Source organism: Actinomadura sp. 9N407 (assembly GCF_044326315.1).
GTDB lineage: Bacteria > Actinomycetota > Actinomycetes > Streptosporangiales > Streptosporangiaceae > Spirillospora.
Map to the genome: position 1 here is coordinate 48,437 of NZ_JBIRAW010000013.1, position 16,474 is coordinate 64,910.

Genomic DNA, 16,474 nt, shown 5'->3' on the forward strand with positions numbered 1-16,474 from the left:
GCCCCCTTTCGGACCCTCTCACTCCTAGGTCGAACGGGAGGGCCAGGGATCAACACGACCGCCGGATTTTTCGGCACCGTTTCTCCGGGAGCGGTTTCCGGCGGAGCGGATTCTTCGCGGGAGCGGATGTTCGCGGGCCCAGATTCTTGACTGATTCCAGAAAGTGGGCCAGCCTTTGTGGCGTGTCCACGACCTCGGACTTCCAGGAGATGCTGCGCGGAGTCGCCCTGCGCGTGACCCGTCCTCGGGTGGCGGTGCTGGGGGCGGTGAACGCGCATCCGCACGCCGACACGGACTCGATCATCCGTGCCGTACGCCAGGAGCTCCCCAAGGTGTCCCACCAGACGGTGTACGACGCGCTGAACGCGCTGACGGCAGCGGGCTTGGTGCGCCGCATCCAGCCGTCCCGTTCCGTGGCCCGCTACGAGTCGCGCGTCGGGGACAACCACCACCACGTCGTCTGCCGGTCGTGCGGTGTCGTGGCCGATGTCGACTGCGCGGTCGGCGAAGTGCCCTGCCTGACCGCGTCCGATGACCGGAGCTTCACGATCGACGAGGCCGAGGTCATCTACTGGGGCCTGTGCCCCGACTGTTCCACCGCCCGCAATACCTGAGACACGTTCCCCAGCACCAGTTCCCACCACGGTGTTCCCCAACACCATGATCCCCCGGTTCGGAAGGATTCCTATGACTGAGAACCATGAGGCGATCGTCACCGACGCCAAGACCGATGACGGAGGCGGCTGTCCGGTGCGGGCACCGCACCCGACCCAGGGCGGCGGCAACCGCCAGTGGTGGCCCGAGCGGCTCAACCTGAAGGTCCTCGCCAAGAACACCGCCGTGGCCAACCCGATGGACGCGGACTTCGACTACGCCGAGGCGTTCCAGAGCCTCGACCTCGCCGCCGTGAAGCGGGACATCGCGGAGGTGCTGACCACCTCGCAGGACTGGTGGCCGGCGGACTTCGGCCACTACGGCCCGTTCATGATCCGGATGGCGTGGCACAGCGCCGGCACGTACCGGATCAGCGACGGCCGCGGCGGCGCCGGGTCGGGCCAGCAGCGCTTCGCGCCGCTCAACAGCTGGCCGGACAACGGCAACCTCGACAAGGCCCGCCGGCTGCTGTGGCCGGTCAAGAAGAAGTACGGCCAGAACCTGTCCTGGGCCGACCTGCTGGTCCTCACCGGCAACGTCGCCCTGGAGTCGATGGGCTTCACGACGTTCGGCTACGGCGGCGGCCGCGAGGACGTCTGGGAGCCCGACGAGGACGTCTACTGGGGCCCGGAGTCCACCTGGCTGGGCGACGAGCGCTACACCGGTGACCGCGAGCTCGAGAACCCCCTCGCCGCCGTTCAGATGGGCCTCATCTACGTCAACCCGGAGGGCCCGAACGGCAACCCGGACCCGCTCGCCGCGGCCCGCGACATCCGCGAGACGTTCCGCCGGATGGCGATGAACGACGAGGAGACGGTCGCCCTGATCGCGGGCGGCCACACGTTCGGCAAGACCCACGGCGCGGGCCCGGCCGAGAGCGTCGGCGCCGACCCCGAGGCCGCCTCGATCGAGGAGCAGGGCCTGGGCTGGAAGAACAGCTTCGGGACCGGCAAGGGCGGCGACGCGATCACCAGCGGTCTGGAGGGCATCTGGACGAACACCCCGACGACCTGGGACAACAGCTTCTTCGAGATCCTCTTCGGGTACGAGTGGGAGCTGTTCAAGAGCCCCGCGGGCGCGCACCAGTGGAGGCCGAAGGAGGGTGCCGGCGCCGGTACCGTCCCCGACGCCCACGACGCGTCGAAGACGCACGCGCCGACGATGCTCACGACCGACCTGTCGCTGCGGTTCGACCCGATCTACGAGCCGATCTCGCGCCGCTTCCTGGAGAACCCCGACGAGCTCGCGGACGCCTTCGCCCGTGCGTGGTTCAAGCTGACCCACCGCGACATGGGGCCGGTCGTGCGCTACCTCGGCCCGGAGGTCCCGACGGAGACGCTGGTGTGGCAGGACCCCCTGCCCGAGGTGACCCACGAACTCGTGGACGCCGCGGACATCGCCTCCCTCAAGGAGCGGGTCCTCGCCTCCGGCCTGGCGGTCTCCCAGCTCGTGGCCACCGCGTGGGCGTCGGCCTCGACGTTCCGCGGCAGTGACAAGCGGGGCGGCGCCGACGGTGCCCGCATCCGCCTCCAGCCGCAGAGCGGGTGGGAGGTCAACGACCCCGACGAGCTGGCGCTGGTGCTGCGCACCCTGGAGGGCGTCCAGGAGGCCTTCAACGCCGCCCAGACCGGCGGCAAGCGGGTCTCGATCGCCGACGTGATCGTGCTCGCCGGGTGCGCCGGCGTCGAGAAGGCGGCCAAGGACGCCGGCTTCGACATCGACGTCCCGTTCACGCCGGGCCGCGCGGACGCCACGCAGGAGCAGACCGACGTGGAGTCGTTCGCCGCGATCGAGCCGGGCGCCGACGGGTTCCGCAACTACCTCGGGAAGGGCGAGCGGCTGCCGGCCGAGTACCTCCTGGTCGACCGGGCGAACCTGCTGACCCTGAGCGCCCCCGAGATGACCGTCCTCGTCGGTGGCCTCCGCGTCCTCGGCGCGAACCACCAGCGGTCGTCGCAGGGCGTCCTGACCGCGACCCCCGGGTCCCTGACCAACGACTTCTTCGTCAACCTGCTCGACATGGGCACGACGTGGAAGGCGACGTCCGAGGACGCGAACGCGTTCGAGGGCCGCGACGCCGCCACGGGCGAGGTCAAGTGGACCGGCAGCCGCGTCGACCTGGTCTTCGGGTCGAACTCCGAGCTGCGCGCGCTCGCGGAGGTCTACGCGTGCGATGACGCGAAGGAGAAGTTCGTGCGCGACTTCGTCGCGGCATGGGACAAGGTCATGAACCTCGACCGGTTCGACCTGGCCTGATCCAGGCGCCGAGGCGTCCAGGCCGGCCCGCGCGGCCGGCCTGGACGTCGTCGGCTTGGACATGGTCGGCCGAAAGATCGCGGGAGACCCCGGCAGCCGGCGATTCAGTCAGCGGTTCAGCCGGCCGGTCAGCCCTCGGCTGGTCAGTCCTCAGGCCGGCGGCACTGCGGGCACAGTCCCCAGAACGTGACGTCGGCCTCGTCGACCAGGTATCCGCCGTCGTCCACCGGGTCCATGCACGGCGGATGCCCCATGGTGCAGTCGACGTCCTTGACCGCTCCGCAGCTCCGGCACACCAGGTGATGATGGTTGTCGCCGACGCGCCCCTCGAACCGGGCCGGGCTGCCCGCCGGCTCGATGCGGCGGACGAGGCCCGCCGCGGTGAGCGCGTGGAGGGCCTCGTACACGGCCTGCAGAGAGACATGGCCCACCCGGTCGCGTACCCCGGCGGCGATGGCCTCGGCCCCGAGGTGATCACCGTCCCGGACGGTCTCGACCAGCGCCACCCGAGCGGCCGTCACCCGCAGCCCGGCACCGCGCAACTGCTCGGCGGTGGTCGGAGCCTGGGACGCGGTCATGCCGCCAAATCTACATGAATGCCCCAACCGCCCCCGGCCCGCTCCGTTGACTCGTGGCGTGTTCGCCCCGCCACCGGCGGTGAAGGGCGAACACGCCACGAGTCAACGTGGGGTGGGGCTCAGGCGCTCGGCGCGGAAGGCGCGACCGTCTACGTCACCGGCCGTACTGTCACGCCGGGTTCCCACCCGCTGCCCGGCACCGTGGGCGAGACCGCCGCCGAGGTCGGGCCGGCGCGGCGGCGAAGACGTCGCGGTACGGGTCGATCACGCCGATGACGACCAGATCGCCGCGCTGTTCGCGCAGGTGAAACGCGAACAGGGCCGGCTCGACATCCTCGTCAACAACGCCTTCTCGCTGCCCGAGGACCTCACCGGACCGCTTCGACCGGGACCTGTTCCTGTCGGCCTAACACCACGACGCCACCATCGCGGCGGGAGAGTTCGTCGGCGGCCCGAAGGCGCTCTACGACTGGGCCTCGGCCATGCACGAGCAGGGCCAGGTCGCCGGCAGGACCGATCGCCAGGCGGAACCGAGGCCTCCGAGCGGAATCGAGACCTCCAGGCGGAACCGAGACCTCCAGGCGGAACCGAGAAGGAGCAACCGATGGCTGCGATCAAGACGAGGAAGCTCAGCGAGCACGTCGGGGTGGAGATCCTGGACGTCGACGCCGACCGGCTGCTGAACGACGACGGCATCCCGGCCGCCTGCCTGGAGGCGCTCGAAGCGCACGACGTGCTGCTGTTCCGCGAACTGGGCATCGACGATCGGGCACAGGCCGCGTTCGGCCGGCGGCTGGGCGACCTGGTCCGCTTCCCCGGGTACACGAACCCCGAGGTCATGGAGATCAGCTTCGACCCGTCCAACCCGAACGCGGAGTACTTCGCCAGCAACGACTACTGGCCCTCGACGGCGCCCTCGACGCGATCCCGGCCAAGGCCGGGATCCTGAGCGCCCACGCGGTCGCCCCCGAGGGCGGCGAGACGTAGTTCGCCAGCACCTACGTGGCCTACGAGGCCCTCTCCGACGCGGAGAAGGAGCGGTTCGCCGACCTCCGCGTCGTCCACACCTTCGAGACGATCCAGCGCCTGTCGTACCCGGACCCGACGCCGAAGCAGCAGGCGGAGTGGGACTCGCGGCGCCCCCGCGAGCATCCGCTGGTCTGGAAGCACGAATCGGGACGGCGCTACCTGGTCTTCAGCGCGAGCGCGTCCCACATCGTCGGGATGGGCATCGAGGAGAGCCGCGCGCTGCTGAAGGACCTCGAACAACGCGCCACCACACCGGACCGCGTCCTGCGGCACGCCTGGACGGTGGGCGACCTGGTGGTCTGGGACAACCGAGGCCTCGTCCACCGCGCCTGCCCCTTCGACCGTACGAAGGAACGCCGGATGCACCGCACAACGCTGCGCGGCGACGAGCCCATCCAATGAGCGGCGAAGCCGTTCGGGGGATCTGGGGGACCGTCCCCAGAATGGGGACAGCATGACCAGGGCCGCGATCGTCACCGGTGGAGCCTCGGGTATCGGCGCCGCCATCGCCCGGCACTTGGCCGCCGACGGCGCCCTGGTGGCGATCTTCGACCTCGACGGCACCGCGGCCGAAGCCGCGGCCACCGCGATCGAGGAGGCCGGCGGCAAGGCCATCGGGCTGCCCGTCGACGTGACCGCCCGCGCCGCCATCGACGCCGGGGTGGAACAGGTGCGATCCCGGCTGGGCAGACCGTCCATCCTGGTGAACAGTGCCGGGGCGACCATCGCGGGCCCGTTCCTCGACATCGCCGCCGAGACCTGGGACCGCGCCCTGGCCGTCAACCTCACCGGGACGTTCGACTGCTGCCAGGCGGTCCTGCCCGACATGATCGAGGAACGCTGGGGCCGCATCGTCAACATCTCCTCGTCCAGCGTCCACAGCGGCTCGCGCGGCCTGGCCGCGTACGTCGCCGCGAAGTCGGGCGTGGTCGGCCTGACCAAGGTGCTGGCGCTGGAGTTCGCCCCATACGGGATCACGGTCAACACGATCCCGCCCGGCTTCATCGACACCCCGATGCTCCGCAAGACCCTGGAGCAGGGCGTCTTCGACCTGGACCAGCAGATCGCGAACACCCCGGTAGGCCGGATCGGCCGGCCCGAGGACGTCGCCGCCACCTGCGCTTTCCTGGTGAACGAGGAGGCCGGCTACATCACCGGCCAGATCATCGGCGTCAACGGCGGCCGCAACACCTGACCCCGCCCTCCCTCGCGCCGACTCGTGGTGTGTCCGCCATTCCAAGTGGCCGGGGACAGCGAACACGCCACGAGCGAATGCGAGGGTCGGTGGGGGCCGGCTGAGCAACCAGCCGGTCCGGCTCAGATGATCGCGTTGCTCGCTGCTGCGATAGCGGACCTGTACGTTCTTCGGCTCGCTCAACAGAAGGTCATAGAGAGAACCTCAATGGAACTGACGCGGGCGGAAGATCCGAGAACAGGTGACGCGCTTCAGATTCTTCGGTACAGCAGCTGGCCAGGCCAGCTGCCGACCTTGAACGCTTCGGCTTCGATGAAGCCGTTGCGGCGGTAGTACGCGACCAACTGGCGGTCTTCACCGGCATAGCAGTCGACCCGGAGCAGGCCGACGCCCAGGCGCCCGGCCTCCGCGACGGCATGTGCCAGCAGTGCGGCCCCTACCCCGCGGCCTGCGAAGGACCGAGCCGTGACGAGCAGTGTGATGTACAGTTCCGGCTCGTCAGCAGCCGAGACATAGTGGGGCACCGTCCGCGAGAGCGTCATGGCACCCGCCGGTCCTCCGTCGATCTCCGCGATCCAGGCGGTGCCGGTGCGCACCTTGTCGGTGATGCTTCGCACCTTCTCCGAATCCTCAGACCACGGGCGTTCGCCCCATTGGCCCGAACGGCCGTTGTCGGCCAGCCAGGCCACCGCTCCGTCCAGCATCTTCATGACCACTGGCACGTCGGCCACCCCGCCCTGCCGGATCTCCATGACACGACTCCTTTCCATTTCTTCCTTCGGTAGATCAGGCTGCCGCATCAGATGCGCTGATCCGGCACCAGGCGGGCGCCCGCCTGCTCAGGCTCGCTGATTGGGCATCAACTTGGCCGAGCGGAGACTCAAGCCGAGCGGAAATTCAGGCCGAGCGGAGACAGAAAGGGAAGGGTGTGCTTACTTCGGGGACAGCGCTCTAGTAACTCCTTGTGATCAATAGAATGCGTTCGGTAGTATTAGGTCATGTGTTCGAGTGGAGTCGATGTGGGGGCGCTGTCCACCGGCGCATTGGTGGATATGGCGGCGGCGGTGGCGTCTGAGCTCGCCGCCCGGCAGGTCCATGACTCGGCTGCGGTGTGCATGGAATGGGCCGAGGCGCTGATGCGGGCGGCTGATGTGCAGGAAAGCGTGTTGGCTCGCCTGATCGGTGTGGTGGATGGTTCAGGGGAATTGCGCCGGTGGGGATTGCCGTCGACGCAGGCGTGGTTGCGGTCGCGGCTGGGGATGCGTGATGCGCGCGCCAAGGAACGCGTCCAGTTGGCTCGCCAGTTGCCTCGCGTGCCCGAGGTGGCCGAACGGCTGGGTGATGGGTCGCTGTCGTCGGGGTACGCGGTGGCGATCGTTCAGTCGGTGGCCCGCCTGGGCGAGGAGGACTGTGTCCGCGCCGAGGAACTGCTGCTGGAGATGGCCGACGACGGTTTCTCGGCGGGCAAGGTCGCGGCGTTCGGGTCGCGGATCCGTGAGGTGATCGCCGAACGCGACGGCACCGAGCAGGCTCCCGATGACGCCGTACGAGGTTATGAGCGGTCGTGGATCGCCTCGACGCGCTCACTGGACGGCGGCCGGTATGTGAAGGGCTGGCTGAACGCCGAGGACGCGGCCGTGTGGGACGGCATTCTGGGGCCGCTGGCCAAGCCCGCCGGACCCGAGGACCGGCGGGATCTGCCGGAGCGGACGGCTGCGGCGCTGTCCAGTGTCCTGTCGGGTGGGCATCGCGGTACCAAGGTCACTCTCGTCATCGATCTGGACACCCTGACCGGCGGCACCACCCCACACCACGATCGCACTGGAAAGCCGGTGGAGCGGCTGCCAGGAGCCGTGCCCGCCGCTGTGTCCTGGCCGCTACGCGACGTGGGTGGCAGGGGTGGTGTCGGGGCGCGGTTGCTGGACGGGACCCCGATCCCCGCAGAGCAGGCTCGGCGGATCGCGTTGTCGGCCGGGGTGTCGCCGTTGCTGCTGGGTTCTGGTGGTGTTCCGTTGTATCTGGGGCGGCGGGTTCGGTTCGCCTCGGTCGGGCAGCGGCGGGTGCTGGAGGCCCTGTATCCGAGGTGTGTGGTGCGGGGCTGTGAGGTGCCCGGGACCTTGTGCGAGGTCGATCATGTCCAGGGGTGGGTGCTGGGTGATGCCCCGACCGATGTGGACCGGCTCGCGCTGTGCTGCGGCTGGCACAACCGCGCCAAGCACACCGACCCCGGCCTGTTCCAGATCGACAAAGACCAGGACGGCCGCTTCATCTACCGACTCCTGCCTCCTCCCGACGCCCACGGACAACGCCGCCCGCCACCGACCTATACCCCACAACCCACCTGCACCCCAGAGCCCACCTGGACCTCAGAATCCCAGGAAAGCGAGGAGTTCTGGGAACCCCAGGAATGCGAGGCGCCGGAGGAGACCCAGGAACACGAGGGGAACGAGGGGGGTCTGGAGATCGTTTCCGGCCGGTACACCTTCCGCCGCAACCACCGCCGACCAGCCCGAACATGCTCACCCACACACCAACGCACCCGCCCATGACCGGGACGCCGTGTCCAGCACACTGCGATGACGCGGGCACGGCCCCCGGTGCCTATGGCCCCACACCGTGGGCACGTTCCGCCACGCGATCCCGTACCGTTCCGTGATCGACTTTGCTGATTGCGCACTCATCTCACGTTGCGTACCGCAGACGACCGTCAGGCCGGTAGACGCGAATCTTTGCGTCCTTCGAGTCGGCACGCGAGTCGACCAGGCCAAGCGCGATCTCCGGCCGCCGTAGGGGAACAGCCATGTGCCTTGGCCAACGACTACGGGGACGATGCGCAGGTTGATCTCGGCGACGAGGTTGTTCTCTAGCATCCACTGGGCCAGGGCCACGCTGTGTGCAACTGCAGATCCCGGTCCTGCTTGGCTTCAGCTCGCCGGTGGCCGCCACGACGTCACCGGACAGGACGGTCGTCTCCGCCCAGTTGCGGTTCTGAGCGCGTCGCGCGTACGTGGGCTGCGTGCCCAAGGCACGTCCGATGGGGGTGTTCGCCATGTCCTCCAGGGCGCCCCAGGTGCGGGCGAAGAACTCGTGGAACAAGAACGCTTCGGCGCGCGGGTAGATCTGGTCGATGGACGTCAAGAGCTCGTCGTGGACGTGCCCATGGCCCATCCGTTGCGCTCGAATCCGGCCCTGCGACCCTCCTCCGACGGGCCGGTTTCCCACACCGCTTCGTTGACGGGGACTTGCGTTGTGGTCCTTTGAGAAGGAGTGATCACAGGATCTGGTCGAGTGGGGCGGTGGTCAGGTGTCCGGTGTTAGACGTGCCCGCCGCCTCTGCAGGAAGGTTCGTTCGGTGTCGTTGGTGGCCAGGGCGATCGCCGCGTCGTAGGCGGCGACGGCATCGGCGGTACGGCCGAGGCGGGTGAGGAGGTCCGCGCGGGTGGCGGGCAGCAGGTGGTAGCCCGGCAGGTCCAGTCCATCGATGGCGGCCAGCGCCGGTGCCGGGCCGTGCACCTCGGCGACGGCGACCGCGCGGTTGAGCGCGACGATCGGGGTCGGGGTGTGCTGCAGCAGCTGGTCGTAGAGCGCCAGTACCTGCGCCCAATCGGTCGCCGGCCCGTCCGTGTGCACGGCGTTGATCGCGGCCTGCAACTGGTACGGCCCCGGCTGGTCACGGCGCAGGCACCGGCGCACCAGCGCGTGCCCCTCGGCGATCAGCTCCCGGTTCCACAGCGACCGGTCCTGCTCGGCGAGTACCACCAGTTCACCCGAGGGCCCGACCCGCGCGGGCCGCCGGGCTTCGGTGAGCAGGAGCAGCGCCAGCAGCCCGATAACTTCCGGTTCGTCGGGCATCAGCTCGGCGAGCGCCCTTGCCAGGCGGACGGCTTCCAGGCACAGGTCCGTTCTCAGCAGCTCGCCGGAAGTCGAGGTGTAGCCCTCGTTGAAGACCAGGTAGAGCACGGCGAGCACCGAGGTCAGCCGATCGGGGAGTTCGGCGGCGTCGGGTACCCGGTAGGGGATACCGGCGTCGCGGATCTTCTTCTTCGCGCGGACGATCCGCTGGAAGACGGTCGCCTCCGGTACCAGGTAGGCCCGCGCGATCTCCGCCACCTCCAGCCCGCCGAGCAGGCGCAGGGTGAGCGCGGTCCGCGCGAGCGGCGACAGCGCCGGATGGCAGCAGGTGAAGATCATGCGGAGCTGGTCGTCGCGCACCGGTCCTACCTCCTGCGGCTCGTCGGGCTGGTGCAGCAGCAGCGCCTGCGCGTGGCGGGCCTCGCGGGTGGATTCTCGACGCAGGCGATCGATCGCCCGGTTGCGGGCGGTGGTCACGATCCACGCGCCGGGATTGGGCGGCATCTCGTCCCACTTCTGGAGGGCCACCACGAACGCGTCCTGGACGGCCTCCTCGGCGAGCCCGATGTCACCCAGCAGGCGCGTCAGCGTGGCCAGGCACCGGCCGTACTCCGCCCGGTAGACGCTGTCCAGATCCATCCGTGCTCACTTCCTCCGTGCTCACTTCCACTGCGCCGTGCTCACTTCCTCGTGCTCACTTCCTCGTGCTCACTTCCTCGTGCTCACTTCCTCGTGCTCACTTCCTCGTGCTCACTTCCTCGTGCTCACTTCCTCGTGCTCACTTCCTCGTGCTCACTTCCTCGTGCTCACTTCCACTGCGCGTCTTCGAACGGGCGCACCTCGATCGGCGCCCCGCAGGCCAGCGCGCACTTCTCGGCCCAGGCCAGCGCCTGGTCCAGGTCGTCGCACTCGACCACCCAGAACCCGCCGAGCTGCTCCTTGGTCTCGGCGAACGGGCCGTCGGTCATCGTGGTCGTGCCGTTGCCGGGACGGACGACCGTGGCGGCGGGCGAGGCCAGCAGGCCGCCGACGAACACCCACGAACCGGCGGCCTGCATCTCGGCGGTGACCTTGGCCGTCCGGGTGTGCTGCTCCTGCATTTCCTGTTCGGACGGTGACGGTGCGCTTTCGTCGAACTGAACGGCGAGCAGGTACTTTTTCATCGTGGACTCCAATTGCTGTCAGGTGACCGGCCCGTAGCCGGCCCCTCACCCCTGGCTGCGAACCGGCTCGACTCCATTCGACCGTTCCTATCAGGACCGACTGGAACGCAGTCGGTTTCATGCCTCGGTGGCCGGCGTGGCCTGGGGTGCCGGGTCGGTCTCCGGGTCCTTCTTCGTGGTGTCGTCATCGCCGCCGTGCGAGTTCCGCACGTGCTTGAACGCCCACATGGCGAGTACGGCCAGGCCGGCGTAGAAGATGGCGGCGACGATGCCCACCACGTGCACGCCAGAGGTGAACGCGTCGCGTGCCGCGGCCATCAGGTCGCCGCCCTGCTCGGCGGGTAGGCGGCCGGCCGCGGCGATCGCGCGGTCGATGCTCTCCCGGGCGGCGTCCGCCGCGTCGGGTGGCAGCGAACCGAGTGCACCCTCCACATTGCTCCCGTACACAGCGGTCCCGAGCGTGGCGAACGTGGCGATGCCGAGCCCGAGCCCGAGTTCGGTGATGGTCTGCACGATCGACGCTCCGGAGCCGGCCTTGTCCGGCGGCACGGCCCCCATGGCGAGGTGGTTGCAGAGCGCGGCCAGCGGCGCGGTGCCGAGCATGACGACGCACATCGCGATGAAGATCGTCTCGGGACCGGACGCCGAGTCGGCCAGCGCGAAGATCATGTAGCCGGCGGCCGCGACGAGCAGGCCGCCGGCGATCAGGTACGCCGGACGGATGTGGTTCGCCAGCGGCGGGGTGGACAGGTTACCGATGATCATCAGTACGTTGGGCACCACCAGGAGCAGGCCGGCCTCCAGCGGGGTGAGGCCGGTGACGTTCTGCAGGTAGAGCGTGACGAGCAGGAGGGTGCCGGTGCCCACCATGGCGGTCACGAAGAACAGGGTCAGTGCGGAGCTGAACGTCCGGTCGCCGAACATGCGCAGGTCGAGCAGCGGGTGCTCCAGGCGCCGCTGCCGCTGGACGAACACCACGCCTGCCGCGATGCCGGATACCAGCGCCACGGCGGGGCCCCACTCCCAGCCGTTGCGAGCCAGCTCCTTGAGCCCGTACACGAACGGCAGGATCGTCGCGAGGGACAGCACGACGCTGACCGGGTCGAGCTTGCCGGGCCGTGGTGCCTTCTGATCGGGGAGCAGGGAGGGGCCGAACACCAGCAGCAGCACGATCCCCGGCACGGCCACCAGGAACACCGAACCCCACCAGAAATACTCGAGCAGCACGCCACCGACGAGCGGGCCGAGCGTCGTCCCGCCCATGAAGCAGGTCAGGTAGACGGCGAGGGCGCGGCTGCGTTGCTTCTGGTCGGTGAACATGCCGGTGACCAGGGCCAGCACCGACGGCATCACCGCGGCGCCCGCCACGCCGAGCAGCGCGCGGCTGGCGATGAGCATCTCCGGGCTTGTGGAGAACGCCGCCGCCACCGAGGCGATGCCGAACGCGGCGCCGCCGCCGAGCAGCAGTGTCCTGCGGCCGATCCGGTCGCCGATGGTGCCCATGGTGACCAGGAAGCCCGCGATCAGGAAGCCGTAGATGTCCACGATCCACAGCTGCTGGATGCCGCTCGGCGCGAGGTCGGCGGTCAGGTGCGGAACGCCCAGGTACAGCACGGAGAAATCCATCGCCACGAGGAACGTGGGCAAGCCGAGCACGGCCAGCCCGACCCATTCCCGCCGCCCGGCTCTGGGGTTGGTGTCCGCATCGGTGTTCGCACGGGAGTTTGCATCGGTCACGATCTGATCCTGTCGTCGTCGGCGCGCACTGGTGGCGACGCGCTATCGCGTGGTCGTCGTGGTGGCGCGAGCCCCGGGTGGTGGTCCCGTCCGAGCGCCAGGACCAGTACGGGCCGCGCCCTCGGGCCGACCTCTAGGGGAGCCACGACGTTGAATTGATGGTCATTCCGGACGACGTCACCTACCGGAGGCAAGCTCTGCCAGGTGGTGCAGTGAATTGCTGAGATGCTCCGGGCCGAACGGCGGGAACTGCAGGTACTCCCGGATGGACTGCGGCACCGCCGACCAGTCGTAGGTGAGCGTGACCTCGGTCTCGGACGGACCGAGCGGCGCAAGGTCGTAACGCCAGAACCAGCCGCCGAACTCCAGGCGGCCGTCGTCCTTCTCCTGGCCCGTCAGCCAGCCGATGGTGCGCGGCGGGTCGAGCACCTGGACCTTGTTGGCCACCTGGTAGCCACCGTTCGGGTGACCGGGGTGATACATGTCCATCCGGAAGATCTGCCCTACCGCGGTCAGCGGCGCCGCGTCGGCAGGTTCCTGAACCCAGCCGGTGCCATCGATCGCGGAATGTGCCGTCGGGTCCGCCAGCACCGCGAACACCCGCGCGGCGGGCACCGGGACGGTCAGGACGGCGCTCACGTTCTCCTGGTCCACGGCCGTGGCGTTCACGTCGCTGGTGATCAGTGGCTTGGCGGGAGCGGTGGTGGTGACGGACATCGTGGACCTCCGGTGAGTGGCGACCGGCTCGTTACCGGTCCCTCACCTTGGCTACGAACGGGCTCGACGCCATTCGACACCCCTGCAGAAATGAATCAGATGTAGAAATGAATCAGAAGGCGTACTCGCCCCGGCCGCCCCGGCCGCGCTGGCCGCGCTGGCCGCGCTGGCCGCGCTGGCCGCGCTGGCCGCGAACAGGAGTTCGGCCAGAGTCCGCGGAAGAAGGTGATCTTCTACTGATGCGGGACCGCGTCACGTCGAGGGACGGTGTGCGTGCTTGGCCGGTGGACGCCGATGCTCGCCGGGCGCTGGAGGCCTACCTGGACGCTGTCCCGGGGGGCGCGCGGGTGATCCCGGAGGCGCTCGACGGCGCTTATCTGGATTTCACCGGTGCCGATCTGACGATGCTGGTGCTGGGGTCGGCGAACCTGTTCGGTGGGTGCCTGCGGGGAGTGCGCATGGTCGGGGCCGATCTCAACCGGGCTCTGCTCAACGCTGCGGATCTGTCGGACGCCGATCTGTCCGGCGCCTGGTTGCTGAAGGCCGACGGGACCGAGTGCGTGGCCGAGCGGACTCGTTTCGCCGATGCCGATCTGACCAAGGTGATGTTCCCGCGTGCCGAGTTGCGGGAGGCCGATCTGCGGGGCGCGTGCCTGGATCGTGCCTTTCTGGCGCGGGCCGATCTGCGGGGGCGGATCTGCGCGGCTGCTCGTTCGGTGAGGAGGGCTGCACGACGTCCCTCGAGGAAGCCAGGCTCTGGTCAGCGAGGCTGGACGGCGCGCGCGGTCGTGTCTGCGGCCCCGTCGACGTCGGCGAACGGGAACCCCGTCTTCTCGATGGAACCGAGGCGGCCGCCTGGTTCAGGCGACACGGTGCCCCGGAAGTCGAGATCGCTTGAGCTTTCGGCCCGGAAGGTCAGCGAGGGTGAACGAGCAGGTGAACGAGCAGGTGAACGAGCGGGGCGTCGACTCGTGGCGTGTTCGTCGTCTGCCGCCCCGGAAGGGCGAACACGCCACGAGTCATGCGCCGGCCCGGAACGCGAGAAGGTCCGGTGTCAGTGGCATCGGTGAGCTTGCGACTCAGTCCACCAGTGCGCCGCCGGACAGATTGACGACCGTTCCGGTCATGGCTCCAGCACGGTCTGAAGCCAGGAACGCGGCCGTTTCCGCTATCTCGGCGAGCTTGGGCAGCCTTTTCAGAAGCGTCCCCTCCGCCATCCCGCCTTCGAGGAATTCCTGGACCGACTGCCCGCCTGCCGTCGCGGATCGTTCGAAGAGGTCCTTGGTGTACGAACCGGCTGCGGGCGCATCGATGACGGCGTGTGGACGAATGTCGATCACCCGGATGTCGCCGGGGGCCAACTCCGCGGCCAGAAGGCGCGAGAACGCCTCCTTGCCGGCCGCGCTCACGCCGTGCCCCAAGATGCCGCCGACGGCGAGTTTGGCGCCCGGCTCGGACAGAGTCAGGATGACGCCAGGACGCTTGCGGCCCATGTGCCGTGCCACGGCCTTGCTCGTGATGAACAGCGTTCGCAGGAAGCCGTCGATCGGTCGCATGAACTCATCCAGCGAGAGGTCCGCCAGCGAAGTCCCCTGGTCGTGCATGACGCTCACGGCGTTGAGGGCGATGTCGATGCCGCCGGCCGCCGCCGCGATCGCATCGGCGTGCTCTTCGACCTCCTGTTGATCGAAGACGTCGACTTGCGCGGTCTCGATCGTTCCGCCCATGGCGGCGATATCACGCGCCACGGCGTCGAGTTTCGCCTGCGTCCGCCCGGCGATGAAGACCATCGCGCCTTCCCGGGCGAATACCCGTGCGGTGGCGCCGCCGATGGCGCCCCCACCTCCGTAAATCACAGCGTTCTTGTTCTCGAGCAGCAATCCACTCATGTGTCCTCCAGGTGATGGGTTCATCCGTGATCAGGCAGGCTCAGGGCTCACAGCCGCCGTCGCCGCAGGCTCTGTCGCGTCCGCGATCACTGGGGGCCGCAGGAAGCCGGCTCCCCAGGCGACCGGAATGGAGATGACCGCGATGATCAGGCCGATGAGTACCGCGGACGAGGCGGTGAAGGCGCCGATCGCCACGCCACCGGCATACGAGCCCAACGCGATGCCCACGTTGGCCGCGGACACGGGCAGCGAGGACGCCAGTTGCCCGCCCGGGCCGGCCAGGCTCACCACGCGGTACTGCATCGAGGGCACCATGCCCGTGGCGAACAGGCCGAAGGCCAGCAGCGCCGGGGCCACGAGCACGGCGATCGGGCCGACAAGGTAGAGCGCAAGCAGGGAGACCGCCACACCGATGGCGCCGACGATCAGGGTGCGCGCGGCATTCCGGTCGGCGAATCGGCCGCCGGCGAACGAGCCTGCCGCGGTGGCCGCACCGTAGGCCAGGAGGAACAAGCTGATCAGCGGGCCGGAGATACCGGTGACGTCCTCCAGGAACGGCACGATGTACGTGAGTGCCGAGTACACCGCCGCGAACACCACCACGTTCACGACCAGTGCGGCGAGCACCCGAGGTGCGAACGCGTACCTGGCCTGGCTGGCCGCGCCGCCACCGGTGCTGGGCATGGACGGGACCAGTGCCAGCGTGGCGGTGAGTGCGACCGCGCTCAGCACGGCGACCGCGGTGAACGAGCCGCGCCAGCCCAGGATCTGACCGACCAGCGTGCCCAGCGGCACGCCCAATGCGGTCGACACGAAGAGACCGGAGACGACCACGGAGATCGCCCGGCCCATGCGCTCCGGCGGGACGATCGACATCGCCAGCACGAACCCGACGGCGACGAACAGGCCGTGCAACGCTCCGATCACGGCACGGACCGCGACGAACAGACCGAAGCTGGAGGTCAGCACCGGGACCAGGGTGCAGAGGACGACCAGGGAGACCGTGCCGATCAGGATCGTCCGCTTGTCCAGCTTGATCGTCAGTGCGGTCAGGATCGGACCGCCGATGGCCAAACCCAGCGCGTAGGCGGTCACCAGAACGCCGGCTGCGGAGATGGAGACCTGGAGGTCGGCGGCGATCAGGTTCAGCAGGCCGACCACCAGCAGTTCGCCGCTGCCCAGCACGAACATCCCCAAGAACAGCGTGGCCAAAGTGAGGTTCGTCCTGCCCCGGCTCAGCGCCATGGGCTGAGTAGTCATCCGCATCATCCCGTTCCGTCTCGAGGAGATCCCTCGCGCCCTCATCGCCGTCGTGGCCGGCCCTCCTGGGCCGGTACGCCGATGCGAGCCAACGGTAACCACAGTCGCTTGTGAAAAACAACTAGAGAAAGTTGTAAATTAAAT

General features: G+C 68.9%; 14 protein-coding genes and 1 pseudogene. 7 read left to right on the plus strand and 8 right to left on the minus strand.

Translation table 11 applies throughout. The annotated features are described in order from the left end of the window. Positions 1-182 precede the first annotated feature (182 nt). On the plus strand, positions 183-614 hold the full coding sequence (locus tag ACH34Q_RS21690) for a Fur family transcriptional regulator (protein WP_395984824.1): 432 nt from the start codon (positions 183-185) through the stop codon (positions 612-614). 73 nt (positions 615-687) lie between these two features. Then, positions 688-2,910, plus strand: a complete 2,223-nt coding sequence (gene katG, locus ACH34Q_RS21695; protein ID WP_395984825.1) for a catalase/peroxidase HPI — start codon at positions 688-690, stop codon at positions 2,908-2,910. Between the two features lie 143 nt (positions 2,911-3,053). Here katG and ACH34Q_RS21700 read toward each other — a convergent pair whose 3' ends face one another. Further along, positions 3,054-3,488: a Fur family transcriptional regulator gene (locus ACH34Q_RS21700; protein WP_395984826.1), complete on the minus strand. Its 435-nt coding sequence runs from the start codon at positions 3,486-3,488 to the stop codon at positions 3,054-3,056. A gap of 604 nt (positions 3,489-4,092) precedes the next feature. Between ACH34Q_RS21700 and ACH34Q_RS21705 the strand changes: the two genes are divergently transcribed. From ACH34Q_RS21705 to ACH34Q_RS21715, 3 genes and pseudogenes are all read left to right on the plus strand, one after another. Next, positions 4,093-4,437 (plus strand): TauD/TfdA dioxygenase family protein, encoded by a 345-nt coding sequence (locus tag ACH34Q_RS21705; RefSeq protein WP_395984827.1) that lies wholly within the window; start codon positions 4,093-4,095, stop codon positions 4,435-4,437. Between the two features lie 50 nt (positions 4,438-4,487). Beyond that, a pseudogene (locus ACH34Q_RS21710) lies at positions 4,488-4,919 on the plus strand (TauD/TfdA dioxygenase family protein); the annotation flags it as partial. A gap of 52 nt (positions 4,920-4,971) precedes the next feature. Next, complete coding sequence (locus ACH34Q_RS21715) at positions 4,972-5,712, plus strand: SDR family NAD(P)-dependent oxidoreductase (RefSeq protein ID WP_395984828.1); 741 nt, start codon at positions 4,972-4,974, stop codon at positions 5,710-5,712. A 251-nt stretch (positions 5,713-5,963) separates the two neighbouring features. On the opposite strand, the gene ACH34Q_RS21720 is transcribed toward ACH34Q_RS21715, so the two are convergent. After that, the gene (locus ACH34Q_RS21720; protein ID WP_395984829.1) at positions 5,964-6,464 is read right to left on the minus strand and encodes a GNAT family N-acetyltransferase; all 501 of its coding nucleotides are present in this window, start codon (positions 6,462-6,464) and stop codon (positions 5,964-5,966) included. Positions 6,465-6,731: 267 nt separating this feature from the next. Between ACH34Q_RS21720 and ACH34Q_RS21725 the strand changes: the two genes are divergently transcribed. Beyond that, positions 6,732-8,261, plus strand: coding sequence for a DUF222 domain-containing protein (locus tag ACH34Q_RS21725; RefSeq protein WP_395984830.1), 1,530 nt, complete (start codon positions 6,732-6,734; stop codon positions 8,259-8,261). 751 nt (positions 8,262-9,012) lie between these two features. On the opposite strand, the gene ACH34Q_RS21730 is transcribed toward ACH34Q_RS21725, so the two are convergent. From ACH34Q_RS21730 to ACH34Q_RS21745, 4 genes are all read right to left on the minus strand, one after another. After that, on the minus strand, positions 9,013-10,203 hold the full coding sequence (locus tag ACH34Q_RS21730) for an RNA polymerase sigma factor (protein WP_395984831.1): 1,191 nt from the start codon (positions 10,201-10,203) through the stop codon (positions 9,013-9,015). A gap of 167 nt (positions 10,204-10,370) precedes the next feature. Beyond that, the gene (locus tag ACH34Q_RS21735) at positions 10,371-10,727 is read right to left on the minus strand and encodes a YciI family protein (protein WP_395984832.1); all 357 of its coding nucleotides are present in this window, start codon (positions 10,725-10,727) and stop codon (positions 10,371-10,373) included. 117 nt (positions 10,728-10,844) lie between these two features. Continuing rightward, a complete protein-coding gene (locus ACH34Q_RS21740) occupies positions 10,845-12,464 on the minus strand; it encodes an MFS transporter (protein WP_395984833.1) in 1,620 nt (539 codons plus the stop codon). Between the two features lie 177 nt (positions 12,465-12,641). Next, on the minus strand, positions 12,642-13,181 hold the full coding sequence (locus ACH34Q_RS21745; RefSeq protein WP_395984834.1) for a hypothetical protein: 540 nt from the start codon (positions 13,179-13,181) through the stop codon (positions 12,642-12,644). Positions 13,182-13,420: 239 nt separating this feature from the next. On the opposite strand from ACH34Q_RS21745, the gene ACH34Q_RS21750 reads away from it, so the two are divergent. Further along, complete coding sequence (locus ACH34Q_RS21750; protein ID WP_395984835.1) at positions 13,421-14,251, plus strand: pentapeptide repeat-containing protein; 831 nt, start codon at positions 13,421-13,423, stop codon at positions 14,249-14,251. 9 nt (positions 14,252-14,260) lie between these two features. Here ACH34Q_RS21750 and ACH34Q_RS21755 read toward each other — a convergent pair whose 3' ends face one another. Continuing rightward, entirely contained in the window at positions 14,261-15,070 is an 810-nt protein-coding gene (locus ACH34Q_RS21755; RefSeq protein ID WP_395984836.1) for an SDR family NAD(P)-dependent oxidoreductase, read from the minus strand. A gap of 30 nt (positions 15,071-15,100) precedes the next feature. Further along, positions 15,101-16,330 carry an MFS transporter gene (locus ACH34Q_RS21760; protein WP_395984837.1) on the minus strand — a complete coding sequence of 410 codons (1,230 nt, stop codon included), beginning with the start codon at positions 16,328-16,330 and terminating at the stop codon, positions 15,101-15,103. Positions 16,331-16,474: the final 144 nt, after the last annotated feature.

Bases quoted from the DNA above. Each gene is read 5' to 3' on its own strand.
- katG (WP_395984825.1), top strand. From the start codon at position 688: ATGACTGAGAACCATGAGGCGATCGTCACCGACGCCAAGACCGATGAC.
- ACH34Q_RS21700 (WP_395984826.1), bottom strand. From the start codon at position 3,488: ATGACCGCGTCCCAGGCTCCGACCACCGCCGAGCAGTTGCGCGGTGCC.
- ACH34Q_RS21705 (WP_395984827.1), top strand. From the start codon at position 4,093: ATGGCTGCGATCAAGACGAGGAAGCTCAGCGAGCACGTCGGGGTGGAG.
- ACH34Q_RS21715 (WP_395984828.1), top strand. From the start codon at position 4,972: ATGACCAGGGCCGCGATCGTCACCGGTGGAGCCTCGGGTATCGGCGCC.
- ACH34Q_RS21720 (WP_395984829.1), bottom strand. From the start codon at position 6,464: ATGGAGATCCGGCAGGGCGGGGTGGCCGACGTGCCAGTGGTCATGAAG.
- ACH34Q_RS21730 (WP_395984831.1), bottom strand. From the start codon at position 10,203: ATGGATCTGGACAGCGTCTACCGGGCGGAGTACGGCCGGTGCCTGGCC.
- ACH34Q_RS21735 (WP_395984832.1), bottom strand. From the start codon at position 10,727: ATGAAAAAGTACCTGCTCGCCGTTCAGTTCGACGAAAGCGCACCGTCA.
- ACH34Q_RS21745 (WP_395984834.1), bottom strand. From the start codon at position 13,181: ATGTCCGTCACCACCACCGCTCCCGCCAAGCCACTGATCACCAGCGAC.
- ACH34Q_RS21750 (WP_395984835.1), top strand. From the start codon at position 13,421: ATGCGGGACCGCGTCACGTCGAGGGACGGTGTGCGTGCTTGGCCGGTG.
- ACH34Q_RS21755 (WP_395984836.1), bottom strand. From the start codon at position 15,070: ATGAGTGGATTGCTGCTCGAGAACAAGAACGCTGTGATTTACGGAGGT.
- ACH34Q_RS21760 (WP_395984837.1), bottom strand. From the start codon at position 16,330: ATGACTACTCAGCCCATGGCGCTGAGCCGGGGCAGGACGAACCTCACT.